General features: G+C 61.0%; 23 protein-coding genes. 15 read left to right on the forward strand and 8 right to left on the reverse strand.

Translation table 11 applies throughout. The features are described from left to right. Positions 1 to 262: 262 nt before the first annotated feature. From ACB042_RS08870 to ACB042_RS08880, 3 genes are all read left to right on the forward strand, one after another. Positions 263 to 526, forward strand: a complete 264-nt coding sequence (locus ACB042_RS08870) for a YhdT family protein (protein WP_005338912.1) — start codon at positions 263 to 265, stop codon at positions 524 to 526. After that, positions 516 to 1,973, forward strand: a complete 1,458-nt coding sequence (gene panF / locus ACB042_RS08875; RefSeq protein WP_139735764.1) for a sodium/pantothenate symporter — start codon at positions 516 to 518, stop codon at positions 1,971 to 1,973. Before ACB042_RS08870 ends, panF begins: the two co-directional genes overlap by 11 nt. A gap of 89 nt (positions 1,974 to 2,062) precedes the next feature. Continuing rightward, on the forward strand, positions 2,063 to 3,490 hold the full coding sequence (locus ACB042_RS08880) for a PTS transporter subunit EIIC (protein WP_042080616.1): 1,428 nt from the start codon (positions 2,063 to 2,065) through the stop codon (positions 3,488 to 3,490). 1 nt (position 3,491) lies between these two features. Here the strand turns inward: ACB042_RS08880 and ACB042_RS08885 are convergent, their stop codons facing one another. Then, positions 3,492 to 4,364, reverse strand: a complete 873-nt coding sequence (locus tag ACB042_RS08885) for a LysR family transcriptional regulator (RefSeq protein WP_371178252.1) — start codon at positions 4,362 to 4,364, stop codon at positions 3,492 to 3,494. A gap of 100 nt (positions 4,365 to 4,464) precedes the next feature. Between ACB042_RS08885 and ACB042_RS08890 the strand changes: the two genes are divergently transcribed. The 3 genes from ACB042_RS08890 (at position 4,465) to ACB042_RS08900 (ending at position 7,615) form a co-directional block, all read left to right on the forward strand. Then, positions 4,465 to 5,481 (forward strand): zinc-binding alcohol dehydrogenase family protein, encoded by a 1,017-nt coding sequence (locus tag ACB042_RS08890; protein ID WP_371178253.1) that lies wholly within the window; start codon positions 4,465 to 4,467, stop codon positions 5,479 to 5,481. A 537-nt stretch (positions 5,482 to 6,018) separates the two neighbouring features. After that, the gene (prmA, locus tag ACB042_RS08895; protein ID WP_005338919.1) at positions 6,019 to 6,897 is read left to right on the forward strand and encodes a 50S ribosomal protein L11 methyltransferase; all 879 of its coding nucleotides are present in this window, start codon (positions 6,019 to 6,021) and stop codon (positions 6,895 to 6,897) included. A gap of 163 nt (positions 6,898 to 7,060) precedes the next feature. Next, positions 7,061 to 7,615 (forward strand): sugar O-acetyltransferase, encoded by a 555-nt coding sequence (locus ACB042_RS08900; RefSeq protein WP_371178254.1) that lies wholly within the window; start codon positions 7,061 to 7,063, stop codon positions 7,613 to 7,615. A 382-nt stretch (positions 7,616 to 7,997) separates the two neighbouring features. Here ACB042_RS08900 and ACB042_RS08905 read toward each other — a convergent pair whose 3' ends face one another. Together ACB042_RS08905 and ACB042_RS08910 are read right to left on the reverse strand one after the other, a co-directional pair. After that, positions 7,998 to 8,546 carry an NAD(P)H nitroreductase gene (locus tag ACB042_RS08905; protein ID WP_236284857.1) on the reverse strand — a complete coding sequence of 183 codons (549 nt, stop codon included), beginning with the start codon at positions 8,544 to 8,546 and terminating at the stop codon, positions 7,998 to 8,000. Positions 8,547 to 8,660: 114 nt separating this feature from the next. Continuing rightward, entirely contained in the window at positions 8,661 to 10,700 is a 2,040-nt protein-coding gene (locus ACB042_RS08910) for an FAD-dependent oxidoreductase (RefSeq protein WP_371178255.1), read from the reverse strand. 318 nt (positions 10,701 to 11,018) lie between these two features. Between ACB042_RS08910 and sppA the strand changes: the two genes are divergently transcribed. Then, the gene (sppA, locus tag ACB042_RS08915; RefSeq protein ID WP_371178256.1) at positions 11,019 to 12,863 is read left to right on the forward strand and encodes a signal peptide peptidase SppA; all 1,845 of its coding nucleotides are present in this window, start codon (positions 11,019 to 11,021) and stop codon (positions 12,861 to 12,863) included. Positions 12,864 to 13,209: 346 nt separating this feature from the next. Here the strand turns inward: sppA and ACB042_RS08920 are convergent, their stop codons facing one another. Next, the gene (locus tag ACB042_RS08920) at positions 13,210 to 15,315 is read right to left on the reverse strand and encodes a TonB-dependent hemoglobin/transferrin/lactoferrin family receptor (RefSeq protein ID WP_064340770.1); all 2,106 of its coding nucleotides are present in this window, start codon (positions 15,313 to 15,315) and stop codon (positions 13,210 to 13,212) included. A gap of 193 nt (positions 15,316 to 15,508) precedes the next feature. Here ACB042_RS08920 and ACB042_RS08925 point away from each other — a divergent pair, with 193 nt between their 5' ends. The 3 genes from ACB042_RS08925 to ACB042_RS08935 are packed head-to-tail and all read left to right on the forward strand — an operon-like array spanning position 15,509 to position 17,481. Continuing rightward, positions 15,509 to 16,480, forward strand: coding sequence for a ChaN family lipoprotein (locus ACB042_RS08925; RefSeq protein ID WP_371178257.1), 972 nt, complete (start codon positions 15,509 to 15,511; stop codon positions 16,478 to 16,480). Positions 16,481 to 16,505: 25 nt separating this feature from the next. Next, positions 16,506 to 17,060: a cysteine hydrolase family protein gene (locus ACB042_RS08930; RefSeq protein ID WP_005335255.1), complete on the forward strand. Its 555-nt coding sequence runs from the start codon at positions 16,506 to 16,508 to the stop codon at positions 17,058 to 17,060. A gap of 37 nt (positions 17,061 to 17,097) precedes the next feature. Further along, positions 17,098 to 17,481, forward strand: coding sequence for a hypothetical protein (locus ACB042_RS08935; RefSeq protein ID WP_005335256.1), 384 nt, complete (start codon positions 17,098 to 17,100; stop codon positions 17,479 to 17,481). Between the two features lie 86 nt (positions 17,482 to 17,567). On the opposite strand, the gene hutZ is transcribed toward ACB042_RS08935, so the two are convergent. Beyond that, a complete protein-coding gene (gene hutZ / locus ACB042_RS08940; protein ID WP_005335257.1) occupies positions 17,568 to 18,125 on the reverse strand; it encodes a heme utilization protein HutZ in 558 nt (185 codons plus the stop codon). Continuing rightward, positions 18,122 to 18,634, reverse strand: a complete 513-nt coding sequence (gene hutX, locus ACB042_RS08945) for a heme utilization cystosolic carrier protein HutX (RefSeq protein WP_005362516.1) — start codon at positions 18,632 to 18,634, stop codon at positions 18,122 to 18,124. Before hutX ends, hutZ begins: the two co-directional genes overlap by 4 nt. A 170-nt stretch (positions 18,635 to 18,804) precedes the next feature. On the opposite strand from hutX, the gene ACB042_RS08950 reads away from it, so the two are divergent. The 5 genes from ACB042_RS08950 (at position 18,805) to pepE (ending at position 24,082) form a co-directional block, all read left to right on the forward strand. Next, entirely contained in the window at positions 18,805 to 19,656 is an 852-nt protein-coding gene (locus ACB042_RS08950; RefSeq protein ID WP_058058227.1) for a hemin ABC transporter substrate-binding protein, read from the forward strand. Then, positions 19,653 to 20,684 carry an iron ABC transporter permease gene (locus ACB042_RS08955; protein WP_005335261.1) on the forward strand — a complete coding sequence of 344 codons (1,032 nt, stop codon included), beginning with the start codon at positions 19,653 to 19,655 and terminating at the stop codon, positions 20,682 to 20,684. Before ACB042_RS08950 ends, ACB042_RS08955 begins: the two co-directional genes overlap by 4 nt. Before the next feature lie 11 nt (positions 20,685 to 20,695). Then, a complete protein-coding gene (locus tag ACB042_RS08960; protein ID WP_160881130.1) occupies positions 20,696 to 21,508 on the forward strand; it encodes a heme ABC transporter ATP-binding protein in 813 nt (270 codons plus the stop codon). Positions 21,509 to 21,738: 230 nt separating this feature from the next. Further along, positions 21,739 to 23,100: an endonuclease/exonuclease/phosphatase family protein gene (locus ACB042_RS08965; protein ID WP_160881131.1), complete on the forward strand. Its 1,362-nt coding sequence runs from the start codon at positions 21,739 to 21,741 to the stop codon at positions 23,098 to 23,100. Positions 23,101 to 23,344: 244 nt separating this feature from the next. Then, positions 23,345 to 24,082: a dipeptidase PepE gene (gene pepE / locus ACB042_RS08970; RefSeq protein WP_371178258.1), complete on the forward strand. Its 738-nt coding sequence runs from the start codon at positions 23,345 to 23,347 to the stop codon at positions 24,080 to 24,082. Positions 24,083 to 24,202: 120 nt separating this feature from the next. On the opposite strand, the gene ACB042_RS08975 is transcribed toward pepE, so the two are convergent. Both ACB042_RS08975 and alr read right to left on the reverse strand, forming a co-directional pair. Continuing rightward, the gene (locus ACB042_RS08975; RefSeq protein WP_371178259.1) at positions 24,203 to 24,622 is read right to left on the reverse strand and encodes a secondary thiamine-phosphate synthase enzyme YjbQ; all 420 of its coding nucleotides are present in this window, start codon (positions 24,620 to 24,622) and stop codon (positions 24,203 to 24,205) included. Further along, positions 24,622 to 25,695, reverse strand: a complete 1,074-nt coding sequence (alr, locus tag ACB042_RS08980; RefSeq protein ID WP_033114623.1) for an alanine racemase — start codon at positions 25,693 to 25,695, stop codon at positions 24,622 to 24,624. The genes ACB042_RS08975 and alr overlap by 1 nt, the downstream gene beginning before the upstream one ends. Positions 25,696 to 25,764: the final 69 nt, after the last annotated feature.

Here is a 25,764-nt window from a genome sequence, read left to right on the forward strand (position 1 = left end):
TCGCATCTAACTGGGGGGGGGCCGAGCCCCCTTTTCTTTGCTGAACAGAACAATGGGTGACTGCAATGTAATTGCCCTGATGACTCAACCTGAGCCACATTTAACGCCCCTGTGAAAAATATTAAAATCTGAAAGCAATCTATTGGTTTCAGATTTTTTCACATCAGATAAATCAGTTCATGACCTCCTAAGGGCTCAACATTAATGGCGACATGGCCCTTTTTTGTTATCCTTGCGCCCCTCAAATTTGTCGGAGGCCAAGGTGAACCGTTTTGCTCTCGCCCGCCGGGAAGCAGCTTTCTGCCTGCTGCTGACCCTGCTCTACTTCTTTGCCTGGTATGGCACCGCCTATTTTATCCCGCTCCAGCTGGAGTTGTGGGGGCTGCCGTTGTGGTTCCTGCTCAGCTGCATGGTGATGCCGCTGCTGTTCATTCTGCTCTGCGCCCTGATGGTGAACCGGCTGTTTGTGGAGATCCCCCTCGATACCCACTCCCCTTCCGGCAAGGAGTCATCCCATGAATCTTGAGTTGATGCTGCCGCTCGTCATCTATCTGGTGCTGGTGCTGGGGGTGGGTTTCTGGGCCAGCCGCCATCGCGCGCAAGGCAACTTCGTGCAGGAGTACTTCATTGGCAACCGCAGCATGGGCGGGCTGGTGCTGGCGATGACGCTAGTGGCCACCTACACCTCGGCCTCCTCCTTTATCGGCGGACCGGGAGCGGCCTACAAGATCGGTCTGGGCTGGGTGTTGCTGGCGATGATCCAGCTGCCCACCGTCTGGCTCACTCTGGGGGTACTGGGCAAGAAGTTCGCCATCATCGCCCGCCGGGTCAATGCGGTGACCATCAACGACATGCTGTGGGCCCGCTATCAGAGCAAGGCGGTGGTGATCCTCGGCTCCGTTACTATCATCCTCGCCTTTATCGCGACCATGGTGGTGCAGTTTATCGGTGGCGCTCGCCTGCTGGAGACCGCCACCGGCCTCTCCTACCAGCAGGGGTTGATGCTGTTTGCCAGCTGCGTACTGCTCTACACCATCATCGGCGGCTTCCGCGCCGTGGTGATGACCGATGCCCTGCAGGGGATCATCATGCTGATCGGCACCGGCGCCCTGCTGGCGGGGATTTTGATTGCCGGTGACGGCCTGCCGAACCTCATCCACCAGCTCAGGGAGATCGACCCCAAGCTGGTGAGCCCGCAGGGGGCCGGCGACATGTTGACCCAGCCCTTTATGCTGAGCTTCTGGATCCTGGTCTGTGTCGGGGTGGTGGGGCTGCCCCACTCGGCGCTGCGCTGCTTTGGTTATCGCGACAGCAAGGCGCTCCATCGCGGCATTCTGATCGGCACAGTGGTCAGCGCCCTGCTGATGTTCGGCATGCATCTGGCGGGCGCCCTCGGCCGCGCCATCCTGCCGGGCATGGACAGCCCGGACAAGATCATGCCCTCCCTGATGATGGAAGTGCTGCCCCCCTGGCTGGCCGGGGTCTTTCTGGCGGCACCGATGGCGGCCATCATGTCCACCATCGACTCCCAGCTGATCCAGGCCTCCGCCACTCTGGTGAAGGATCTCTACCTCAACTATCTCAATCCGAAACAGGAGAAGCTGGAGGTGCGCATTCCGCGCCTCTCCCTGCTCTGTACCCTGATCCTCGGCACCCTGGTGCTGCTGGCGGCGTTGCAGCCGCCCGAGATGATCATCTGGCTCAACCTGCTCGCCTTCGGCGGCCTGCAGGCGGTGTTCCTCTGGCCACTGGTGCTCGGTCTCTACTGGTCGCGGGCCAATGGCCCGGGCGCGCTGGCCAGCATGGTCAGCGGCATCGTCAGCTATGGGGTACTCAGTCAGTGGGGGATCAAGCTGGCTGGCCTGCACGCCATCGTGCCAAGCCTCACGCTGGCGCTGGTGGTCTTTATCACGGTCAGCCTGCTGACGGCACCGCCCTCGCGGGAAGTGCGCGAGCTTTTCGGGCAGAAATAATAAAAATATAAATTAGGGGTTCCAAAACTATCCCCAAATAGGTGTTTTCCGGTTAAACTGTGCGCCAAGTCACAGAACGTAGCCGCTGTATGCCCGTTAAAGCCACTCGACAAGTCGTTACTCAAGCCCTGCAGCGGCTCGGTTATGCCCTGCTGCTGCCCGTCTCCATCCTGCCGATGGCGGCGCTGATATACCGGCTTGGTCAACCCGACGTGCTCGATTTGGCGGTGCTCTCCCTCACCGGTCAGGCGATCTTCAGCCAGATGCCGCTTATCTATGCGGTGGCGATCGCCTTTGGCCTGAGTCGGCAGGAACTGGGTGGGCAGACGCTGGCGGGTGCAGTCAACTTCCTGCTGCTCAGCACCGCTTTCAATACGCTGGCCCCCAACCTGCACGCCGACATGATCTGCGGTCTGCTGGCGGGGCTCACCACCGCCATCATCTACCCTTGGGTACACCAGCAAACCCTGCCCCGCTGGCTGCAGATCGCCAGGGGGGAGTTTCCCAGCCTGCTGGTGTCGGCCTTGGCCTGCTTGCTGATAGCCATCCCCCTCTCGCTGCTGTGGCCGCCACTGGAGCGCGGGCTGACCCTGCTCACCTCCGAGCTGCTCACCACGCCGTTTGGCGCCTTCTGCTACGGCACCCTCAACCGACTGCTGATCCCGCTCGGGCTCCATCAGGTATTGGGCAGCGTCATCGGCCTTGGCGAGAGCAACCTGCAGGCGCTGGCCACCGCCCAACCCCTTCATGAAGGGTATGTGGCCGGTCTTTACCCCATCATCATGTTCGGCCTGCCGGGCGCCTGTTTTGCCATCTGGCTGCACCGCCAGCGGATGCAGCGGCTGCCACAGGGCGGGCTGCTGCTCACCCTGGCGCTCACCTCGGCACTGGTGGGTATCACAGAGCCTATCGAATTTCTGTTCGCCTTTACCGCCCCCTGGCTGTTTCTCGCCCACGCCCTGTTGACCGGGCTATCGCTCGCTGTCTGTAGCGGGCTGGGGATCAAGGTGGGCAGTTACTTCTCCGCCGGTCTGCTGGATCTGGTGCTGAGCTATCAGGCAGGGGAGCACAGCTTCTGGCTCATCCCGGTCGGTATCCTGTTCTTCGTTGCCTACACCCTGCTGTTCTATCAACTGCTGGAGCGCGCCCCCCTCAGCATGCCGAGCAAGCCCATCGCAGTGGAGCATCCGCGCCTTGCCAGCGTTGCCCCCTCAGACCCGCAGATGCTGGCGATCCAGTACCTCAAGGTGCTGGGCGGGATGGACAATCTGGTGGCGATGAGCGTCTGCATCACCCGCCTCAGCCTGCGGGTGCGTGATATTTCACTGGTGGATGAATCCCGCCTGCTGGGCCTGGGCTGCCTCTCCTGGATCCAGCTCAACGACCACCAGCTGGTGCTGGTGCTGGGCCCCAGCGCCAGCCTGATTGAAGGGCAGATCCGCATGCTGGCGGAGCGCCAGTCGGTCCCCCTCGGCCTCAAACCCAATCAGGAGTCGGCCAGCCAGAGCAGTTGGTAACTCAGGCAAACGGCAACCGCTCGGCCACGAAATCCATCAGGGTGCGCAGAGCGGGGGCCAGATGCTCCCGACTCGGATAGATTAGGTAGATCGGGTTGGCCGGAATGGGCTGATCCGGCAACACCTTCTGCAGCCGCCCCGCCGCCAAATCCCCTTCACATACATGGTGGGGCAACAGGGCAATCCCCCCGTCATGGAGTGCCATCTCCCGCAGCGCCAGCAAGCTGTTGCTGACACAGGCCCCCTGTGGCCGCCAGCCACCCTCCTGCAATGGCCACACCTGCATGGCCGAGTGCACCAGACAGGCATAACGGCCCAGCTCGCTCAACTGCTGCGGCATGCCGTGGGCCGCCAGATAGGCGGGCGCTGCCACCAGATGACGCGCCACCTGACCGATACGCCGACAGATAAGGCTGGAGTCTTTCAGCGGCGCCGCCCGCAGCGCCAAATCATAACCTTCCCCCACCAGATCGAGCTGATCGTCACTCAGGGTCAGCTCCAGCACCACTTCGGGATAGAGGGCGCGAAACTCGGCGAGGATCCGGCCAAGCAGCAGGGTGCCGGTCGCCTCGGGGGCGGTGATCCGCACCCGCCCCGCCGGGGCCGAGCGCAGCCGTGCCATCGCCAGATTGGCACTGCGGGCCAGTGCCAGCAGCCCCTGACAGTGCTCCACATAGAGCTCCCCCTGCGGGGTCAGGCTCAACCTGCGGGTGGTGCGCTGCAACAGCCGCACCCCGAGCTGGGATTCGAGCCGCGAGATCTTCTGGCTCACCGATGACTTGGGCATACCAAGCAGCTCGGCGGCCCGGGTAAAGCTTCCCTGCTCCACCACGGTGGCAAACAGTCCCATCAACTCCAGATCGACATTGTTCATATATTCAAACAGTCTTTACCGATTACCCATCTTAATCTTGATAATCAACCAGACTAGAGTGAGTGGCAATCCCGAGCACAGCGATTTGAAAGGAAAAACCATGAAAGCCATTGCCCTGACTCACTATCTGCCAAGCGATCACCCCGACTGCTTTATCGCAGCCAACCTGCCCGATCCAGTTCCGGGCCCGCGGGATCTGCTGGTGCGGGTCACCGCCACCTCCGTCAATCCGGTGGATACCAAGGTGCGCTCGCCCAAGGCCAAAATTGAAAGCTCGCCCCGGGTACTGGGTTGGGATGCGGTGGGGGAAGTGATCGCCACCGGCAGCGAAGTGACCCTGTTCAAGGCGGGCGACCGGGTCTGGTATGCCGGCGATATCAGCCGCCCGGGCAGCAACAGCGCCCTACAACTGGTGGATGAGCGCATCGCCGCGATCGCCCCCACCAGCTTGAGCAATGTGGAGGCCGCCGCCCTGCCGCTCACCGCCATCACCGCCTGGGAGACCCTGTTCGAGCGCTTCGCTCTTACCCGCGAAAGTCGTGGCAAACTGCTGCTCATCGGCGGCGCCGGTGGCGTGGGCTCCATCGCCATCCAGCTGGCCCGCCAGCTCACCGGTATGGAGGTGATTGCTACCGCCTCCCGCCCCGAGAGCCGCGAGTGGTGCCTCGAGATGGGCGCCCATCAGGTCGTAAACCACCACAAGTTGCAGGAGGAGCTGACCGCCCTTGGCATCACTCAGGTCGATGCCATCTTCTGCACCAACGCTACCGCTGAGCACTGGGCCACCATGGCAGGGCTGATCCGCCCGTTTGGCCATATCTGCACCATCGCCGAATCGAGCGAGCCGTGGGCTCTCTCTCTGCTCAAGAGCAAGAGCGTCACCTTCAGCCAGGAGTTCATGTTCACCCGCTCCCTGTTCCAGACGCCGGACATGATCGAGCAGCACCGCCTGCTCGGCCGGGTGGCGGCACTGGTCGATGAAGGGGTATTGCAGACCACCCTGACCAGAACCATCCCGTCACTGACCCCGGTCACGCTGGCTCAGGCCCATGCCGAGGTGGAGGCGGGCCGCATGGTAGGCAAGCTGGTGATCGACATGAGCGGCTTTGCCAACTAAGCCCTCCAACGCACCATGATGGGATAAGTTCACCAAGGAGATGCCCCAAACGGGCACAATCAGCGGCACTCATGACAGCCTGTGGCAGGCCAACGTCCGACAATCAGCCAAAAAAGAGGCCATTTCGCGAGAAATGGCCTGAATACCTGAACATTGGGGTAACAATCACACACATATCCTTATGCAGGACATATTCGTCTTTGCATCTGGCGTGCCAACAGCAGCATGAATGCGCCAAAACGGCGTCAGCCCGTCCTTGAGCAAGGTGCCGACCTTGCTCTTTTTTTGTCTGGCAGACTGTTTACCAGGCAAACAAGTGCAGATAAAAAAATGCCACCCGAGGGTGGCAGTGAAAGATGACGGAACTTGAGCAAAGCGTTCAGCGAAAACCGGTCGTCTTCGCCTGCATAGTGCAATACAGGAACCGTGCCAATCTGGCAAAAGCCCCCGTATCCCTCCACGTCATGGGCAAACCACGACAGCACTGCCCCATGATGGTAGAATCTCGCGGTTTCACATTTATGAAGAGTCGACGCCATGCCCTGGATACAAATTCGAATCAACGCCACTGCCAAGACCGCAGACAAGGTGAGCAACATGCTGCTGGGGCGTGGAGCCCAGGCGGTGACCTTTATGGATGCCAAGGATGTGCCCGTCTACGAACCCATGCCCGGTGAAACTCCGCTCTGGGGTGAGACCGAAGTGATGGGGCTGTTCGATGCCGAAACCGATCCGGCCCCCACTATCGCCTTCTTCCAGCAGATCTTCGGCGAAAATGTCGGCTACAAGGTCGAGCAGCTGGAAGACAAGGACTGGGTGCGAGAGTGGATGGATCACTTCCACCCCATGCAGTTTGGCGAGCGCCTCTGGATCTGCCCGAGCTGGCGCGATGTGCCGAACCCCGATGCGGTCAACGTCATGCTGGATCCGGGTCTGGCCTTCGGTACCGGTACCCACCCCACCACCGCCCTCTGCCTGCAGTGGCTGGACGGGCTGGATCTGACCGGTAAAACCGTGGTCGATTTTGGTTGCGGCTCCGGCATTCTCGGCATCGCCGCCCTGAAACTGGGTGCCGCCCGCGTCATCGGCATCGACATCGACCCGCAGGCCATTCAGGCCAGCCGTGACAACGCCGCGCGCAACGGCGTTGCCGACCAGATTGAGCTCTATCTGCCGGCCGACCAGCCGCAAGATGTCGAAGCGGACGTGGTGGTCGCCAACATCCTGGCCGGCCCGCTGCGCGAACTGGCACCGCTGATCGCCGGTCACGGCAAAGCGGGCAGCCTGATGGCCCTCTCCGGCGTGCTGGAAAGTCAGGCCCCGGAACTGGAAACTATCTACGGCCAGTGGTTCGAGATGGATCCGACAGCCGTCAAGGAGGAGTGGTGCCGCCTCTCCGGCCGCAAGCACGGCTAAACATAGCTCCCGCTCTCAAGGCGGAAAGTCAGCATCTTTATCAAACAAGAGCACCCGCGGGTGCTCTTGTTGTTTCTCCCCCTTTCCCACTCTGGGGGACGGTTCACGCTTCTCTGGCCAATGAGGGATTAACATCGTTCTTCCACATCATTGAGGCCCTGCCATGAGCGAATACCAGAAGATGATTTGCAGCCAACCGTACAACTGCATGGCACCCGAGCTGGCCCAGTTGCGCCGGGAGGCGGCACGGCGCTATCGCCGTTTCAATCAGGCGGAAGATGAGGCTGAGCAGCGGGCACTACTGGCGGAACTGATTGGCGGACTGGCAGAAAATGCCTTTATCTGCCCGCCCCTCTACTGCACCTATGGCCGCCACATCCACCTGGGCAAGGACTCCTACATCAATATGGGAGCGACCCTGCTGGACAATGCCCCCATTCGCATCGGCGCCCATGTGATGATTGGGCCAAACGTGCAGATCTATACCGCAGCCCATGCACTGGAGGCCGACGAACGGATTCAGGGCACAGAGACGGCGCTGCCGGTCACCATTGAAGACAAGGTCTGGATTGGGGGCGGCGCCATCTTGCTGCCCGGCGTCACCATAGGGCGGGAGGCGATCATCGGCGCGGGTGCCGTAGTCACCAAAGATGTACCGGCCGCTACTCGGGTAGTCGGCAACCAGCCCCGGATCCTGCCAGCCAAAAACCGGTCATAAGGCTGCCAACCGGGCTGCATCTTGATGCCGCCATCAACTCACAACAACCCTGACACCCCATAAAAAAATAAAGCCCAATGTCACGAAGACATTGGGCTGTTAAAAGGTGCTACGGAATTGCGACTCTCATCGCAGAAAAATTAGAAGGAGTGCCCTTCTAAACTGGCAGGGAGATATTAGCGAATGCGCAAACGTTTTACATAGTGAAATACAACAGGATTGCGAGGTACATCGCACTATTTAAATAATTACCTGCTATGGCGCGCGAAGCCTCTTTGAGCCATTTATTTTCCCCAATTTCTCTGGTTACTATTCACGGTTAAACAGAAAAGCCCGGATTTCTCGAGGCTTTGCTTCTCTCAACCGCAACGTGGCCGAAAAGTCAGAAACGGCGGACAAACTCATCGAGCGGCAGTTCGCGCAGTTTACGCGCTTCCAGCATGGGGGTGCCGAGGTAGAGGAAACCCACCAGCTGATCCTCTGCCGCCAGTCCCAATCCCTTGTTGATCTGCTCATCGAAGATAAACCAGCCGGAGCGCCAGATACCGTTGAAGCCCTGTGCCTGCGCCGCCATCTGCATCGCCATCAGGGCACAACCGGCAGAGAGCTCCTGCTCCAGTTTCGGCACCTTGGGGTGATCCTGATAACGGGTTGCCACGGCGACGACCAAGGGTGCCCGCAGCGGCGCTTCGTTGCACTTCTTGATGCTCTCTTCATCTTCGCCACGGGCACGGGCGGCGTCCGCCAACAGCTTGCCCAGCCGCTCGCGCCCCTCCCCTTCAAACAGAATGAACTGCCAGGGGGTCAGGGTGCCGTGATCCGGCGCGCGCAGGCCCGCCTTGAGGATATTGTCGAGCACCTCACCGCTCGGGGCAGGATCGGCGAGACGGCCACAGGAGTGGCGATTGAGCAACAGGGTGAGGGCATCCATGGGCAATTCCTTCTCTGGGGCAATGATGGCGCTACCTTAGCACAGCACCGAATGAAGAAAACCCCTGAGGCTCAGGGGTTTATCGCACTAAAAAGGGCAAGAGGACGCGGCTTGCTAGATGATCGCAGCCAGCTCGGCCCCTTGCCGGATGGCACGTTTGGCATCCAGCTCGGCAGCCACGTCGGCTCCGCCGATGATATGCACCGGCTTGCCTGCCGCCTGCAACCCGGCCTGCAGCTCCTTGAGGGGCTCCTGCCCGGCGCAGACGATCACCTGATCCACCGGCAGACACTGCTTGCTCTCGCCCACCTGAATGTGCAAGCCCTGGTCATCGATCCCCAGATATTGCACCCCGGAGAGCATCTGCACCTTGCGGTTCTTGAGCACGGTACGGTGGATCCAGCCGGTGGTTTTGCCAAGGCCGTCACCCACCTTGCTCTCCTTGCGCTGGAGCAGCCAGATCTGGCGCTCGGGGGCGTCGATTTCAGGAACCGTGAGGCCACCGCGCTCGCCAAGCTGTTTGTCGATGCCCCACTCCTTGAGCCAGTGATCACGGTGCCCATCGGCATCCATCTCCACCTTCTTCTCTACCCTTTTCTCCACAAGGAATTCGGCCACATCGAAACCGATGCCGCCGGCACCGATCACCGCCACCTTCTCGCCGACCGGCTTGTGATCCCGCAATACATCGAGGTAGTTCAATACCTTGGGATGCTCGATCCCCGGGATATTGGGGGTGCGCGGACGGATACCGGTGGCGAGGATCACCTCGTCAAAACCGCCGCTGAGCAGGCTCTCGGCGCTCTGGCGCTGGCCGAGATAGAGCTCGACGCCACACTTCTCCAGCCGTTTGGCGAAATAGCGCAGGGTTTCGTAAAACTCCTCCTTGCCCGGGATCTGCTTGGCGAAGTTGAACTGGCCGCCGATTTCGCTGGCTTGATCGAACAGGCTCACCTGATGACCGCGCTCGGCAGCGTAGCAGGCAAACGCCAGCCCGGCCGGGCCCGCCCCCACCACCGCCAGCTTCTTGGGCTGGGGCACGCGGCCAAACGTCAATTCGGTCTCGAAACAGGCGCGAGGATTGACCAGACAGGAGGCCCGCTTCTGCTTGAACACATGGTCAAGGCAAGCTTGATTGCAGGCGATGCAGGTGTTGATCTCGTCCGCCCGATTTTCGGCCGCCTTGATGACAAATTCGGGATCAGCCAGGAAGGGGCGCGCCATGGAGACCATATCCGCCTCCCCCCCCGCCAGAATCCGCTCTGCCACCTCTGGGGTGTTAATCCGGTTGGTAGTGATAAGCGGCACCTTGAGATGCTTTTTCAGCTCGGCGGTCACCCAGCTGAAGGCGCCGCGCGGCACGCTGGTGGCGATGGTGGGAATACGCGCTTCGTGCCAACCGATACCGGTGTTGATCAGGGTCACCCCCACCGCTTCCAGCGCTTTGCCAAGGGCAATCACCTCTTCCAGGGTCGAGCCCTGCTCCACCAGATCCAGCATGGAGAGGCGGAAGATAATGATGAAGTCGGTGCCGACCCGCTCGCGGATGGCGCGGACAATCTCCACCGGGAAGCGCATCCGGTTTTCGCTGCTGCCACCCCAGCCGTCCGTGCGTTTGTTGGTGCGCTCGCAGATGAACTGGTTGATGAGATAACCTTCCGAGCCCATCACCTCGACGCCGTCATAACCGGCCGCCTTGGCCAACGCTGCTGTCGCCGCGAAGTCGCGAATAGTGCCGCGGATCTGCCGCTCGCTCATGGCGCGTGGCTTGAACGGGGAGATGGGGGCCTTGAGGGCGCTCGGCGCCAGACTCAACGGATGATAGGCATAACGACCGGCATGGAGGATCTGCAGCGCAATCTTGCCCCCCTCCTGATGCACGGCGCTGGTCACCTTCTTGTGCTTGCTCACCTGCCAGGGGAAGCTCAGCTGCGAGCCGTGAGGTACCAGCCGACCGCGCAGGTTGGGGGCAATGCCGCCGGTGACGATAAGGCCAACACCACCACGGGCGCGCTCGGCATAAAAGGCGGCCAGCTTGTCAAAACCGCCCTTCTCCTCTTCGAGGCCGGTATGCATGGAGCCCATCAACACGCGGTTGCGCAGCTGGGTAAAACCGAGGTCAAGGGACGTCAGCAGATGGGGATAGCGACTCATGATGCCTTCCTCTTTAAGGCCATGGTGCATGGAACAACGCCCAACACCCGGTTGCACAGCTGGGTAAAACCAAGGTCGAGCGGGGTCAGCAGGGTCGGATAGCGGCTCACGATGCCTCCAGTTAATTTTTTGTTATCAAACTGAGGCTAGAGTAAAGAATCGAAAATTCTTTTTCAAACAAATGTTTGGACAATTTTTCAGCGAACAGCCGTGCCCTGAACGAAGATAGGCGGGATCCGCCAGTCGGAAATGGCAATTTCGCCCGCAACTGGTTAATAATGGCTCTTCTCTACCCATTAACAGGGCGATAACGCGACTATGTCTATTTTCAAAGGTCTGGGTTGGTTGTTCCGCAGCCTGTGGCGCCTGCTCAATTTCACCCGGCTGATGCTGGTCAATCTGCTGTTTCTCATCGTAGTGCTGGTCATCGTCTTCAGCGTCAGCCAGAAAGAGGCTCCCAAGGCGCCCATCGAAGGGGCGCTGACCCTCAATCTCAAGGGCGTGCTGGTGGAGCAACGTTCCCAGACAGATCCCACCGTACAACTGCTGCGCCAGATGGACAGCAGCGACGAGCAGCCGAGCGAGATCGTTCTCTCCGACCTGCTGTGGGCCATCAAGAGTGCCAAGGATGACGAGCGCATCAAGGCGCTGGTGATCAAGCCGCAAGGGCTGCAGGGTGCCAACTTCACCAAACTGCAGGAGGTGGCGAGCGCCATCGACTCCTTCCGGGAGAGCGGCAAACCGGTGATCGCCATGGCCGACTTCTACACTCAAGGCCAGTACCTGCTGGCGGCCCACGCCGATCACGTGCTGCTCAACCAGAGTGGCGCCGTGGTGATCGAGGGGCTTGGGGTCTACCAGACCTACTTCAAGTCGGCGTTGGAGAAGCTCAACATCACCCCGCACGTGTTCAAGGTCGGCACCTACAAATCCTTCGTCGAACCCTATACCCGCGACGAGATGTCCCCCGAGAGCAAGGAGGCGAACCAGCGCTGGCTGGATCAGCTGTGGCAATCCTATGTGGCTGACGTAGCCGAGCAACGGGAGATCGAACCCGATGCGGTCGCGCCGGGCAAGGATCGCTTCCTCGAGCTGTTGCGCAAGGCCGGTGGCAATGCCGCCAACTACGCCCTCGACAACGGGCTGGTGGATCAGCTGGCCACCCGTGACGAGATGACCCAGGCGGTCATTAAAGAGGTGGGTGAAGCGGACGATCACGGCTGGAAAGGGGTCGGCCTGAAAGAGTATCTGGCTGCCATTCCGGAACAATATCCCCAGAGCGGCAAGGATGAGGTGGGTCTGGTGGTCGCCAGCGGCGCCATCATGGATGGCGTGCAGCCTGCCGGCACCATCGGCGGTGATAGCCTCTCCGACCTGCTGGCCGATGCCCGCCGCGATGACAAGGTCAAAGCCGTGGTCCTGCGGGTCGACAGCCCGGGCGGCAGCGCCTTCGCCGCCGAGCAGATCCGCGCCGAGCTGCTGGCCCTGAAACAGGCTGGCAAGCCGGTAGTGGTCTCCATGGGCAGCTATGCCGCCTCCGGTGGCTACTGGATCTCCGCCGATGCGGACAAGATCTTCGCCTCCCCCACCACCCTCACCGGCTCCATCGGGGTATTCGGCATGTTCGCCACCATCGACAAGGCGTTGGCTCAGTTCGGTGTGCATACCGACGGGGTCGGCACCACAGATTACGTTGGCGTCGGCCCGACCCGCGCCCTGCCGGATCACGTCGGTCAGGCCATCCAGCTGAGCGTGGAAGATACCTACCAGCGCTTCATCGGTCTGGTCAGCAAGGGCCGTGGTCTGAGCCCGGAAGAGGCCGAGAAAGCGGCCGAAGGTCGGGTCTGGACCGGCGAAGATGCCAAGGCCCTGGGGCTGGTGGACGAGTTCGGCAATCTGGATGACGCCATCAAGGCCGCCGCCGAACTGGCCAACCTCAAGGAGTGGCAGGTGACCCCCATCGAGCAGGAGGAGTCCACCAAGGACAAGTTCCTGCGCCAGCTGTTTGACAGCAGTGCCCAAGTGCTGGCCCCTCAGTTGCAAAGCTGGCTGCCAGCCGGCTTTGGCAAGGCTCTGGTGGAAGTGAACCGCAGTCTCGACCCGCTCACCCGCTTCAACGATCCGCAAGGCACCTACGCCTTCTGCCCGGTCTGCGTGCTGTAGCGGATAACTGAAAATCACAATGTAAGAAGGTTGAACAGAAAAATCTGAGCCCACGACAGGTTCAGATCTTTTCAACTAATTTGAACGACTCACCCCCCAGTGCACGGCACCGGGGGTTTTGTTTTCCTGGGCCCATATTGCGGACTATTTATCAAAAAAACTCGGCGTTAAGTGCTTAATACAGCAAGAGTTATTGGCCAGTATGAAAACTAGAGAGACATTAAAAAAATCGACTCCAACAATACCCGGCACTTTTCCAGATATCACATGACAAAAAGCCCGCACCATATGGTGCGGGCCTTGGGTAGGCCGAGATGCTTCCAGCCCGGCTGCGTGTGTTGTCTTTTTAGAATACGTATTTGACCCGTGCACTCAGGTTGCGGCCAGGTTCGGTCATCATGCTGTTATCGGAGCCCTCGGCACGACCGGCGATGCGCTCGTAGCTGGTGTACTCCTTGTCAAACAGGTTGAAGACCCCGACGTTGAGCTGCAGGTCGGTCATCGGGTTGAACTGGGCGTACATATCCACCACACCCCAACCGGCGCTCTTCACGTAATCGTTGCCTTTGCTGTCTTTACGGACTTTGTCCATGTTGTCAGCAAAGCGCAGCGCGGTGTTGAAGTTCCACTGGGACTGTTCCAGACGCACACCGACGGAGCCGTTCAGCGGGCTCAGGCTGTTGATGTAGTTGCCATCCCCATCCTTGCCTTCGATGTAGGCGAGGTTGCCCCAGACATTAACGATATCGTTGAGCCAGTAATCCGCCTTGGCTTCGACCCCTTTGGTGGTCGCCTTGCTCAGGTTCTGGTACTGGTAGACGGCGGTGCGCCCCTCTTTGCCCACTTCCACCATCTCGATGAAGTCTTCGAACTTGTTGTAGAAGCTGGCTACTTCATAGCTGAAGCCGTTGCTGCTGCCACGTACGCCAAGATCGATGCCGTCGCTGCTCTCCGGATTGAGGTTCGGGTTGGGCTCGATGCGATAGCCGTACGCCTGATGGTTCAGGGTGGAGAAGGCGCTGTCATACATGGGGGCCTTGAAACCGTGGCTGTACTGGGCGAACAGGTTAGCCGCCTCGTGGGCCTTGAACACCAGACCCAGCTTGGGTGACAACTCCCCTTCCGAGAACTTGTGCAGCTTGTCGCCTGTGTAGGCCGGATCGTTGTCCGGGGTCATCCGGTAGTAGTCATAACGGGCCCCTGGGGTCAGCACCCAGCGCTCGCCAAACTTGATCTCGTCAAAGGCCCACAGGGCGCTGCGCTCACTGGTGGTAGCCGGGAAACTCAGCTCGTTGTAGCCGACAAAATCACCGGGGGTCGTCGGCCCCTTGTAACGGGTACGTTCGTTGTCGGTGTGCTCGTATTCAGCCCCCCAGGCCAGACGGTGGTTGGCGACCGCCTTGTGGAACTGCAGCTGGGCGCCGATGTTCTTCTGATCGAACACGTTGTGATCCAGCGAGTTTTTGGTCACATAGGGGTTGCCGGGGCTGACCGGATACTTGGATGAGGCGTACTGATCCAGTGTCTGCTTGGTGCGAGCGAAGTAGACCTTGCTATCCATCCGATCGGCCCAGCCTTGGTTCAGCGCGATGCCGTGATCCAGCACCACAGAGAGGTTGTCGGTCTGCTTGTCGGTGATGGGCTGATCAAAGACACGGGCAGTGCCGGTACCGACCTTGTTGAGCTTGACCGCATCCGGCTCCTCGCCATCGGTCAGGTAGTCGACGGTCAGCTTGAGGAACTGCTCATCGGAGAGGTTCCACTTGCTCTTGAGCAGCAAGGCGTGGGTACCGATATCGAAGTCGTTCTTGGTGGAGTCGAAATTCTGGGTCACACCGCCATCGCGCCAGGTGTAGCGCAGCAGGTTCTCCACTTCACCAGTGCGCAGGGCGCCGGTAAAGCCCGCCATCTTCTGGTGGCTGCTGGAGGCGTAACCGCTGGTCACGTCCAGATAACTATCCTTGCCCTTGAGGAAATCGCTGGCATCCTTGGTGGTGATGGCAATCACGCCACCCAGCGCATCGGAGCCGTAGGCGGCAGACGCCGGCCCCTTTGCCACTTCTACCTGCTTGATCATGTCGGTATCAAAGTAGCTCTGGCCAACACCGCCCTTGCTGTAGGCATCGTTCTGGCGCACACCGTCGCGCACCACCTTGACTCGGTTTTCCCCCATGCCGCGGATGATAAAGGTCTGCGCATCCCCCTGACCGCCCAGAACGGTCACACCGGGTTCGTAGCGGAACAGGTCGGCGACGTTGGTGACGACCTGCTCTTCAATCTGCTTGGCGGTGATCACCGAGATGGGGCCGGAGACATCTTCCAGTTTTTGCTCCATCCGTGAGCCGCTGACGACCACGACTTCATCCGCCTTCTGGGTGGCAGCAAAGACCTGGGAGGAGAGACCGGCCGCCACGGCGAGGGCAACCAGAGAGAGTGCGTTATGATGGGTCACAGCGAATCCTTATTGAGAACTGTTATCAAACAGGCCGCATATTACCCGGCTCTCGACAAAGATCAACAAGAAACGAAATCATTCTCATTTGTTTTGAACCAAATTGGTTTTACACTGTCGCCCTGTGTTGCCCTTATTCTCTATTAGCCCCCCGAGATGCACCGGCATCCGGGCATATCAGCCGTGAGATCCCATGATTAGACGACTTCCCCTGCTCGCCCTGCCGCTGCTGCTAGCAGCCTGTGCCACCCCCACCCAACCGACCCTGTCATCACAGTTGCAGACGCTCTATGACTACCGGCTAAGCAGCGAGGGAGACGCAGACCTGACGCTGGAGCAAGCAATCGCGCGCATTGCCGACGCCGACATCATTCTGGTGGGTGAGCTGCACAGCCATCCCGCCGTGCATCTGTTGCAATCGAGCCTGCTGAGCGGGCTCTACACCGCTGGCCAGCAGCACGGGCGGCCATTGGCCCTCTCCATGGAGCAGTTCAGCCGCGCCGATCAGAAGACGCTGGATGCCTATCTGGCGAACCAGATTGGTGAAGCGGCCTTGATCCGCGAAGGCAACGCCTGGCCCAACTACCCGAGCGACTATCGCCCGCTGGTGGAGTTTGCCAAAGCGCACCAGATGCCGGTGATCGCCGCCAACGCCCCCAAGCCCCTGGTGAGCTGTGTCGGTCAGGAGGGGGCTGAGTGGCTCGACAAACTGCCAGCCACACGTCGCAGCCAGCTGGCCCGCCAACTGACGCTGGGGGATGATCCCTATCGCCAGAAATTTATGGCCTCCATGCACCACGGCGATGCCGACAGCAACGCCCGCCGCTTCGCCGCCCAGACCAGTTGGGATGACACCATGGCCGAGAGCATGGTGGATTATCTCGCCAAGCACCCGGGCCAGCAGATCATGCATATCGCCGGCAATTTCCACGTCGAGGGGGGGCTTGGGCTCGCCAGTCGCATCGCCAGCCGCAATCCGGCCCTCAAGGTAACGCTGGTAGTCCCCCGTACAGATGAGACCTCTGTTGCAGATCCCGCAGCCGATGTGCAGGTAACCATCATGCCGCTGCCTAAGCGCTGGCAAAACAGTGACGAGATGAAGCAAGATATGGGCGCGCTGCATCAATCCCGCAGTCGTGACTGCAGCCAGTGGCTGCAACCCTAATCTTCCAGGAAACGGCGGGTAAAATATGGATGTGTTACTGATCATCGATGTGCAGCAAGGCTTGTTCAACGAGCCCCGTTACCGCCAGGAGCAGGTGCTGGCCAATATCAATCGGGCTGCGGCCCATGTCAGACAGCAACAGGGACGGGTCATCTATATCCAGCATGACTCGCCCCCCGGTACCGAACTGGAACCGGGCACCCCGGGTTGGCAGTTGCACAGTGCGCTGCAACCGGCCAAAGGAGATAGCCGGGTACGCAAGACAGCATGTGACAGCTTTCTCGATACCGAACTTGCCTTCCTGCTGGCCGAGCAGCCGGTCGATCGACTCATTCTCTGTGGCTGCGCCACCGATTTTTGCGTCGATACCACGGTGCGCAGTGCCGCCTCCCATGGGTACGAGGTGCTGGTGTTGAGCGATGGTCACACCACCGCCGATCGCCCCCATCTGAGCGCGGCCCAGATCACCGAGCACCATCACTGGATGTGGCGCCACCTTAGCCTGCCGGAGGGGCGCAGTGTCACCCTGCTCACCACCGACGAACTGCTGGCAGTAACACCCGCCCTGCAGCCGTGCTAATCTGCGAGCCTCGCTTCGTTTCTCACTGGAGTCTGTCGTGCGCCTGTTGTCTGCCACCCTGTTGTTGATTGTTCCCCTGCTGTCGGCCTGCTCCAGCTTGCCCGGACAGAAGTATGACGGGCCGGAACCTCTGTTTCTGACCCACATCAACGAGGAGGGGAGCAAGCGCTTCACCTTTGAAGCCGCGCCCAACGACACCTTGCCGCGCGGCCTCTCGGCGGCCCAGAGCCAGCGCCTGCTGGAGCAGCGGGAGGCGTTGCAGGAGAACCTGCTGACCGAGACCCTGGCGACCAAGCAGTATTGCCGCCAGGGCTACATCGTGCTGAGCCAGACCTCCTGGAAGGTGCGGGGGGAGTGCAACGAAACGGCCACCGATGCCGATCGTCGCGCTTTTCCCAACAAGGCCAGCTGGCAGGATTGAACTGGCGGATGAGATAACGCAATAAAAACGGGCAGCCAATTGGCTGCCCGTTTTGTTATGACGGCTGTCGTAGTTGGCAGGGATCGTCAGACCGGCGCATCGGCCGGGCTGGTGAGCTCGGCACCGTTGTCGATGCGCTTGTGCCCTTCCACCAGATGGACGAAATCCACCAGCTCGTCACCGGATACCGCGAACGCCTGGCCGAAGCCCTTGACGAACAGCCCCTGCTCCGGCTTGAGGCGGAACAGTTTGAAATCCTTGAGGTTGGAGAGACCCTTGATGATCTCGCCAAAACGCCCCTCCAGCGCCGCCACCGCCTTGCTCCAGCGAGCGTCGTCACGGGCCACCACTTCAGCCACCGCATCGAAGGTCAAACGCTTGCGGGCAAACAGCTCGCGGGCACCGCTCTCATCCTCGATCAGCATCAGGGATACCCGCGGCACCTGTTGCAGGTTGCGGGCGTGGCGGGCGATCTCGGAGATCAGCACATAGTAGCCATCTTCCTGTAGCACGAACGGGGCATAGCTGGCGTTGGGATTGCCTTCACCATCGACGGTGGCGAGCTGCAGGGTACGGCAGCTGTCACGAAACTCGCGGATCTCCGGTTGCAGGCGGTTCTGCAGACGCTCCTGACGTTCACTCATGCTTTGACTTCCTCTTGAGAGTTGTGGCGCAGCGCCATAAAACGGGTGACCTGATCGGCCAGCAACTGGCGTTTCTCGTCGCGACCCAGATAGACCTTGAAAATGCAGCGGCCGGAGTGACCGAAGAACTGGAAGGAGTGCCCCTCCTTGCCCATGAACAGCTTGCTGACCAGCGCAATCCCCGCCACGTTGTCGAGCTTGAGGTGACCATGCAGCTCACCGTCGCGGCCCATCAGGTTGTAGTAACCGCGTGCGTCCTTGCCTTTCGGGAAGGGGGCTTTTACCTCGAAGATGGAGCCTTCAGATTCGACGATGGTGGTCACCGGGCCCCAGTCGGCCAGATCTTCCAGCAGACCTTGTGCGCGATCGGCGGGTAGCAGGGTCACCAGCTCGGCGGGCAGATGGCGAACCACCTCCCATTCACTGATAGCAAGCTGGGCCGCCAGGGTGGACGGATGAGCGCCGGGATCCTGCTCCAGCAGCGCGTGAATGCGTTGTGCAATGCTCATGTTTTCTCCCTCTGCGGGACCAGATCGTCCCGCTGTTTATCATGGCGGCTACTCTAATAAAGCACCGAAACCAATGCAATTGATAATTGCTATCATTATCAGTGCATTTTTTCCAAAGCCTTGATATTCTCGGCGGCACACCCGTTTCATTCACCCCTTCGGAGGTTAGCATGGGCCGTCGTCTTGCCCTCGCCATCACCCTGCTCTGCAGTTCACTCTCTCCCTTCTCTGCCGTTGCCGCCGACGGACAGAAAGAGCGTATCGTCAGTATCGGCCCCGCCACCACAGAACTCATTCTGGCCCTTGGCGGTGAATCGAGCCTGATCGCCACCGATGTCAGCAGTCCCTTGCCAAAAGGGCTGCCCAAGGTGGGTTATCACCGGGCGCTGGCCGCCGAAGGGATCCTGAGCCTCTCCCCCACCCGACTGGTGGGCAGCGACGAGATGGGCCCGGCCCCGACCCTGGATCAGCTGCGTCGTGCCGGGGTCAAGGTGGAGGTGCTGGATACCGCGCCGACTCTCGCCAACCTCAACCAGCGCATCGACACCCTCTCCAGCCTGCTGGGCGATAAAGCAGCTGGCGATCGCCTGAAGGCAGAGATCCAGGCTCAGACCGATCAGCTGGCGGCGCAAGCCAAACAGAACAAACCGCTCAAGGTCGCCTTCCTGCTGCTGCACAAGGGGCAACCCACCAGCATCGCCGGGGGGGACACCACCGCCAGCGCGCTGATTTCGCTGGCAGGCGGCATCAATCCGGTCGCCGAGTTGCGCAACTACAAGCCGGTATCCGCCGAAGCCCTCATCGAGATGCAGCCCGATCTGGTGCTGGTCAGCGGTCGTGACTGGCAGCAATATGCCGATCCGGCCAAGGTGCTGGCGGAAGTGCCCGCCCTGGCCGCCACCCCGGCTGGCAAGCGTAACGCCATTCACGCCATCGACGGCCACGCCCTGCAAGGGGGCCTGAGCCTCAACTCCCTGCAACAGGCGAACCAGATCGCCCAGTGGATCAAGCAGGGGTCATGATGCGGTTACCCCTCTCCTGGCTGCTGGCCTTTACCACGGCCGCACTGGCGCTGTTGCTGCTCGGTTCGCTGGCAACCGGCCCCATGACCCTCACCCTGGGCGAGAGTCTGCGGGCGCTGTTTGCCGGGCAGGAGAGCGGGATAGAGTCACACAAGCTGCTGATCGTGCAGGAAATTCGCCTGCCGAGAACCCTGCTCTGCATCGCCGTGGGGGGGATCCTCGGGCTCTGTGGCGCCGTGATGCAGGGGCTGTTTCGCAACCCCCTGGCTGACCCCGGCATCATAGGTGTCTCCGGCGGTGCGGCGCTCGGCGCGGCGCTCGCCATCGTGCTGCTGGCCCCCCTCGGCCAGCAGCTGCAAGCCACCATAGGGGTTGGTCTGCTGCCGCTGCTCGCCTTTCTCGGCGGCGCGCTCACCACCACTCTGGTCTATCTGCTCGGCACCCGTGAGGGGGGCACCTCGGTCACCGTCATGCTACTGGCCGGGGTCGCCATCACGGCGCTCTCCGGTGCAGTGATCGGCCTGCTCACCTATCTGGCGGACGATCAGATGCTCCGCAATCTGAGCCTGTGGCAGATGGGCACGCTGGCGGCAGGCAAACCGGCCGATGTGGCGCTGGCCCTGCTCACCCTGGCGGCCCTGCTGTGGCTCTTTATGCGCGATGCCAATCCCCTCAACGCCCTGCTGCTGGGTGAAGGAGAGGCTCGTCATCTGGGAGTCAATGTGCAATCCCTCAAGCGCCGCCTGATTCTGCTCACCGCCGCAGGCGTCGGGGTGGCGGTAGCGGTATCGGGGATGATCGGCTTCGTCGGGCTGGTAGTGCCCCATCTGGTGCGCCTGCTGGCAGGCCCCAACCACGTCAGGTTGCTGCCGCTCTCGGCCCTGCTTGGCGCCGCCCTGCTGCTGGCTGCCGATATGCTGGCACGCACCCTGCTGGCCCCGGCCGAGCTGCCGGTGGGCATCATCACCGCCCTGCTCGGCGCCCCCTTCTTCATCTGGCTGCTGGTAAAAGGCCGCCGCGCCCTGTGATACGGACTGTTATGCAACCACTCTCATCCTCACTCTCCGCCCCCCTGTTGAGCTGCACCCGACTCAGCCTGCGCCGTGGCCAGCGCCAGATCCTGGATGGGCTCAATCTCGACCTCGAGAGCGGCACCCTCACCGCGCTGCTCGGCCCCAACGGGGCGGGCAAAAGCTCGTTGCTCAAGTGTCTGACCGGCGAGCTGGAATATGAGGGTTCCATCACCCTGTTTGGCGCAGATCGCCGGCAGTGGGACAGCAGCCAGCTGGCCCACCGGCTCGGGGTATTGCCGCAAAGCTCCTCCCTCAACTTCCCCTTTCTCTGCGAGGAAGTGGTCGCCATGGGGCGCTTGCCCCACAGTGAACCGGCGGCACGGCGTGACGAGATTGTGGCAGCGGCCATGACCCATGCCGGGGTCGAGCATCTGGCCAAGCGGCTCTATCCCGGGCTCTCCGGCGGCGAGCGACAGCGGGTGCAGTTTGCCCGGGTGCTGGCGCAGATCTGGCAGGCCCCCTCCCCGACCGAGCAAGCCGAGCAACCCCGCCTGCTGCTGCTCGACGAACCCACCTCGGCGCTGGACCTGAAATACCAGCATCAGCTGCTCACCATGGCGCGCGCCCTGGCCAGCCGCAATACTGCGGTACTGGTGGTGCTGCACGACCTCAATCTGGCGGCACGCTATGCCGATCGGCTGGTGATGCTGGAGCGGGGCAAGCTGATGGCCGATGGCACACCTGCCGAGGTGCTGACCCCCGAGCTGATTGCCCGTCTCTATGACTATCCAGCACAGGTGATCCACCACCCCGAAAGCGGCCTGCCGATGGTGGTGTGACAAATTCAGAGTGCGGTAACGGCTGGAAGCGCGCCATTCATCCCGGAAACTGCAGCTTATAAACCGGTTTTTCACACCCCATATCGCCCTGCTAACATTCATCATCGCCAGATATGTGGTGTGAATATCCTCACACTTTGCTCAGGCAAAATCCCCGCAGCATCACCGTCTCCTTATAATGGCGCCGCCTCACAGAAGGCATAACTCATTGATGCTACGGAATAATTAAAATGAAGAATATCAACAAGACCCTACTGGCTGCCGCCATCTCCCTCGGGATGCTGGCTGGCTGCAACAGTGACAACGACTCAAAGGCAGCTGATCCCATGGTTCGTTTTGCCACCTTCAACCTCTCTTTTGACCGCACGGCCGCCGGTATGCTGACCGGTGAGCTGGCGCTGACCCGCAACGAGCAGGATGCCCTGCTGGCCCGCCTCGCCGAAGGGAGCCTGAGCGGTGCCACGGAAACCAAAGCCAAGAACGTGCAGCAGATCCGCAACGTGGCGGAGATCATCCAGCGCACCCGCCCGGATGTGTTCCTGCTCAACGAGTTCGACAACGACGGCAAAGGCGAGAGCACCGCCGATCTGAAAGCCTTCAACGACAACTATCTGGCCCACGCCCAGCACGCCGAAGTTACGGCTATCAGCTATCCGGTGATGCAGAACTTCGCCACCAACACCGGCCTGATGAGCGGTTATGACCTCAATCTGGATGGCAAGGTCAACAGCGGCCCCGACGATGCCTGGGGCTTTGGCAACTACCACGGCCAGTACGCCTTTGCGGTGATGTCCAAATACCCCATCGACACCAAGCAGATCCGCACCTTCCAGCACTTCAAGTGGAAGGATATGCCGGGCGAGCAGAATCCCATCATCGATGACTGCAACAATCCCAAGGTCAAGATCCCGGCCAGCCGCCAGTGTGGCGATGCCTGGTATGAAGACGCGGCCTGGCAGCAGTACCCGCTCTCCTCCAAGAACCACGCCGATGTGCCGGTACGGATCAAGACCGAGAAAGGGGAAGAGGTGATCCACTTCCTGATCTCCCACCCGACCCCGCCGATCTTTGCCAACGCGGCGCGTCACACCGTCAAGCACAACCGCGCCGAGATCGCCTTCTGGAATGATTACGTCAAGGGTCTCAACTACATGACCGATGACAAGGGCACCAAGGGTGGGCTGGCCAAAAACGCCAAGTTCGTTATCGCGGGTGATCTCAACGCCGATCCGCTCACCGGTGACGGTGACCTGACCGCCATTCAGGATCTGCTAAACAACCCGCTGATGAATCAGGCCATCACCAATGGCACCCTGATCCCGGTCAGCGAAGGGGGCCCGGAGTGTGTCAGCAAGGGGGCCGACTGCAAACGCAACCTCACTCGCCCCAACCCGGAACGCATCACCAACTCCAGCGTGCTGCAGCTGGATCACGTCATCCCCTCCGCCAACCTCAACGCGGTCAAGAGCGGCGTCTTCTGGCCTGCCAGCTTCGAGGCCGGTTATCACCTGGTCTATGATGCGAAACTCGGCATCGCCAAGGGAGTCAGCTCGGATCACCGCATGGTGTGGGTCGATCTCAAACTCGACTAACTCTGCCATGACCCCGCTGCGGCGGGGTCTTTTATTGGCGATGGGCGGCGAGCTGACCACTGCTCGTTAATCCACCACTTGGTATTGGGTTATCAATTCATAACTCATCCATAGCCGTTGAATGGGCCTCGCGATCACAGAACCACCTCGCCAATGGTGGTAGCATGCCTCCTCTTGCCATCCGGCCGCGCGGCGGATCCGGTGGCCCTCCCTCCTCCGCTTTCACTTTTTGAGGAACGATTTGATGGAACTGCTTCTGCTTAGCAACGGTAAAGCCAACGAATTTCCGGGTCTGCTCGGCTGGGCCCGCGACCGGGTTCAAAGTCTGCTGGCTCGCAAACAGGTCAAGCGCATCCTGCTCATCCCCTACGCGGTGATCCGCAGCGACTGGGATGCCCGCGCCAACGAACTTACCGAGAGCCTCGGGATCGAGACCATCAGCATTCATCACTTCGATGATCCGGTCGATGCCGTCAATCAGGCCGACGCCATCTTTATCAGCGGCGGCAACACCTGGCGCCTGAATCAGCTGCTGCATGAAAATGGCCTGATCGTGCCGATCCAGCGTGCCGTGCGCGAGCGGGGCGTCCCCTATGTAGGCTGGAGCGCCGGTTGCAACGTGGCGACCCCGAGCATTCGCACCACCAACGACATGCCGGTCTGCAACGCCGCCGTGCTGCCCGCGCTGGGCCTGTTCCCGCTGCAGATCAACCCGCACTATCTGGATGCCAGCATCAGCGGCCACATGGGCGAAACTCGCGACGAGCGTCTGGCCGAGTTCTGCGCCATCAACCCGAGCGAATATGTGGTGGCTCTGCGCGAAGCGAGCCTGCTGCAAATCACCGGAGAAAACGGCAGCGAGCGTCTGGAGTACTGGAGCGCCCGCGATCAGGACTTCAAGATCTTCAAACACGGCCAGGAGCTGCAAGCCTTTATGGACGCCGCCCCGCTGGCCGAGCTGACCCCCTTCAAGGTCGGCTAAGCCACGAAGAGCGCCGAACCACTGGCAGGCAGATGGCTCACAGCAACGTAGAAAAAAAAGAGGGATGGCTAAGCGCCATCCCTCTTTTTTATCCTTTTATTTCAGCTGGTTGCAGTCTGATTACTCACCCTGCAGGGTTACCAGCACCTTGCGGGCGCCACCATCAATGCGATGTTCGCCAAGCCAGATCCCCTGCCAGGTGCCGAGCGCCAGCTGACCGTTGCGAACTGGCAGCAGCAGGCTCACCCCGAGCAGGGAGGATTTAATATGGGCGGGCATGTCATCCGCCCCCTCATAGGTGTGGCGATAGTAGGGGGCATCTTCCGGCGCCAGCCGGTGCAGATGGGCCTCCATATCGCTGCGCACACTGGGGTCGCAATTCTCGTTGAGGGTGAGCGAGGCGGAGGTGTGTTGCAGCAGCAGGTGCGCCATGCCAATCCGGTAATCCGCCAGCATTGGCAGCTTGGCCACCAGCTCGTCCGTCACCAGATGAAAGCCCCGCGAACGGGGCTTCAACGTCAGCAGGCACTGCTGCCACATCAGACGTACTCCATAAAGACGCGGGAGGTGAGCTTGGTGATGAGCTCGTAGGGGATGGTGCCAATCTCGTCGGCCACCCGCTCCACCGGCAGCCCCTCGCCCCATAGCACTGCCTCGTCACCGGCCTTGTCGGTGGCGCCGGGCCCAAGATCCACCGTGCTCATATCCATGGAGACACGCCCCACCAGCGGCACGATGCGGCCGTTGATCAGCACGGATGTGCCGTTGGGCGCCATGCGCGGATAACCGTCACCGTAGCCGATGGCGATCACCCCGAGCCGAGTATCGCGCTCTGACACCCAGTTGGCGCCATAGCCCACCGGCTCGCCCGCCTTGTGATCCCGCACTGCAATCAGCTGGGTCTTCAAGGTCATCACCGGCTGCAGGTCGTAATCAGCCGCCACCGTGTTGGGGAAGGGCGACACGCCATAGAGGATGACGCCGGGGCGAACCCAGTCGCAGTGGGAGTCCGGCCAGGCAAGAATGCCCGCCGAGTTGGCCATGGCCCGCTCGCCCGCCAACGGTGCGGTCAACTTGCTGAACAAGTCGATCTGCTCGCGGGTAGTGGGCTGCTCCAGCTCATCGGAACGGCTGAAGTGGGTCATGATGTTGAACGGCTGCACCACGTTCTTGCACTTGCCGAGTCGTTCGATAAAAGCGGGCATCTCGTCGGCACGCACCCCGAGGCGGTGCATGCCAGTGTCGAGCTTGAGCCAGGCCACCACGGGGGCTGGCAGCTCGACCTGCTCCAGCGCTTCGAGCTGCTCCCAGGTGTGAACCGCCGTCTGCAGATTGTTGGCCGCCAGCACCGGCAGGTCGTCGGCGGAGAAGAAGCCCTCCAGCAGCACGATGGGTTTGACCACGGCGCAGGAGCGCAGCATCAGCGCCTCTTCGATGCGGGCCACCGCGTAGGCATCCGCATCCACCAGGGTGCGGGCGACCGGCAGCAGTCCGTGGCCATAGGCGTTGGCCTTGACCACAGCGATGATCTTGCAAGCGGGAGCGTGGCGCTTGACCACAGCGAGGTTGTGGCGCAAGGCCGCAGTGTTGATTTGGGCAGTAGCCGCTTTCATGGTTTTCCCTTACGAGGGCACAAATGGTCTCCCCCTCATCGGGCCGAAGACCGCCACTCACTTATCGTC

This window comes from Aeromonas sp. S13(2024) (assembly GCF_041402405.1).
Lineage (GTDB): Bacteria > Pseudomonadota > Gammaproteobacteria > Enterobacterales > Aeromonadaceae > Aeromonas > Aeromonas veronii.

Coding starts and splice junctions, on each gene's coding strand:
- panF (WP_139735764.1), top strand. CDS start 516: ATGAATCTTGAGTTGATGCTGCCGCTCGTCATCTATCTGGTGCTGGTG.
- ACB042_RS08880 (WP_042080616.1), top strand. CDS start 2,063: ATGCCCGTTAAAGCCACTCGACAAGTCGTTACTCAAGCCCTGCAGCGG.
- ACB042_RS08885 (WP_371178252.1), bottom strand. CDS start 4,364: ATGAACAATGTCGATCTGGAGTTGATGGGACTGTTTGCCACCGTGGTG.
- ACB042_RS08890 (WP_371178253.1), top strand. CDS start 4,465: ATGAAAGCCATTGCCCTGACTCACTATCTGCCAAGCGATCACCCCGAC.
- prmA (WP_005338919.1), top strand. CDS start 6,019: ATGCCCTGGATACAAATTCGAATCAACGCCACTGCCAAGACCGCAGAC.
- ACB042_RS08900 (WP_371178254.1), top strand. CDS start 7,061: ATGAGCGAATACCAGAAGATGATTTGCAGCCAACCGTACAACTGCATG.
- ACB042_RS08905 (WP_236284857.1), bottom strand. CDS start 8,546: ATGGATGCCCTCACCCTGTTGCTCAATCGCCACTCCTGTGGCCGTCTC.
- ACB042_RS08910 (WP_371178255.1), bottom strand. CDS start 10,700: ATGAGTCGCTATCCCCATCTGCTGACGTCCCTTGACCTCGGTTTTACC.
- sppA (WP_371178256.1), top strand. CDS start 11,019: ATGTCTATTTTCAAAGGTCTGGGTTGGTTGTTCCGCAGCCTGTGGCGC.
- ACB042_RS08925 (WP_371178257.1), top strand. CDS start 15,509: ATGATTAGACGACTTCCCCTGCTCGCCCTGCCGCTGCTGCTAGCAGCC.
- ACB042_RS08930 (WP_005335255.1), top strand. CDS start 16,506: ATGGATGTGTTACTGATCATCGATGTGCAGCAAGGCTTGTTCAACGAG.
- hutZ (WP_005335257.1), bottom strand. CDS start 18,125: ATGAGTGAACGTCAGGAGCGTCTGCAGAACCGCCTGCAACCGGAGATC.
- hutX (WP_005362516.1), bottom strand. CDS start 18,634: ATGAGCATTGCACAACGCATTCACGCGCTGCTGGAGCAGGATCCCGGC.
- ACB042_RS08950 (WP_058058227.1), top strand. CDS start 18,805: ATGGGCCGTCGTCTTGCCCTCGCCATCACCCTGCTCTGCAGTTCACTC.
- ACB042_RS08955 (WP_005335261.1), top strand. CDS start 19,653: ATGATGCGGTTACCCCTCTCCTGGCTGCTGGCCTTTACCACGGCCGCA.
- ACB042_RS08960 (WP_160881130.1), top strand. CDS start 20,696: ATGCAACCACTCTCATCCTCACTCTCCGCCCCCCTGTTGAGCTGCACC.
- ACB042_RS08965 (WP_160881131.1), top strand. CDS start 21,739: ATGAAGAATATCAACAAGACCCTACTGGCTGCCGCCATCTCCCTCGGG.
- pepE (WP_371178258.1), top strand. CDS start 23,345: ATGGAACTGCTTCTGCTTAGCAACGGTAAAGCCAACGAATTTCCGGGT.
- ACB042_RS08975 (WP_371178259.1), bottom strand. CDS start 24,622: ATGTGGCAGCAGTGCCTGCTGACGTTGAAGCCCCGTTCGCGGGGCTTT.
- alr (WP_033114623.1), bottom strand. CDS start 25,695: ATGAAAGCGGCTACTGCCCAAATCAACACTGCGGCCTTGCGCCACAAC.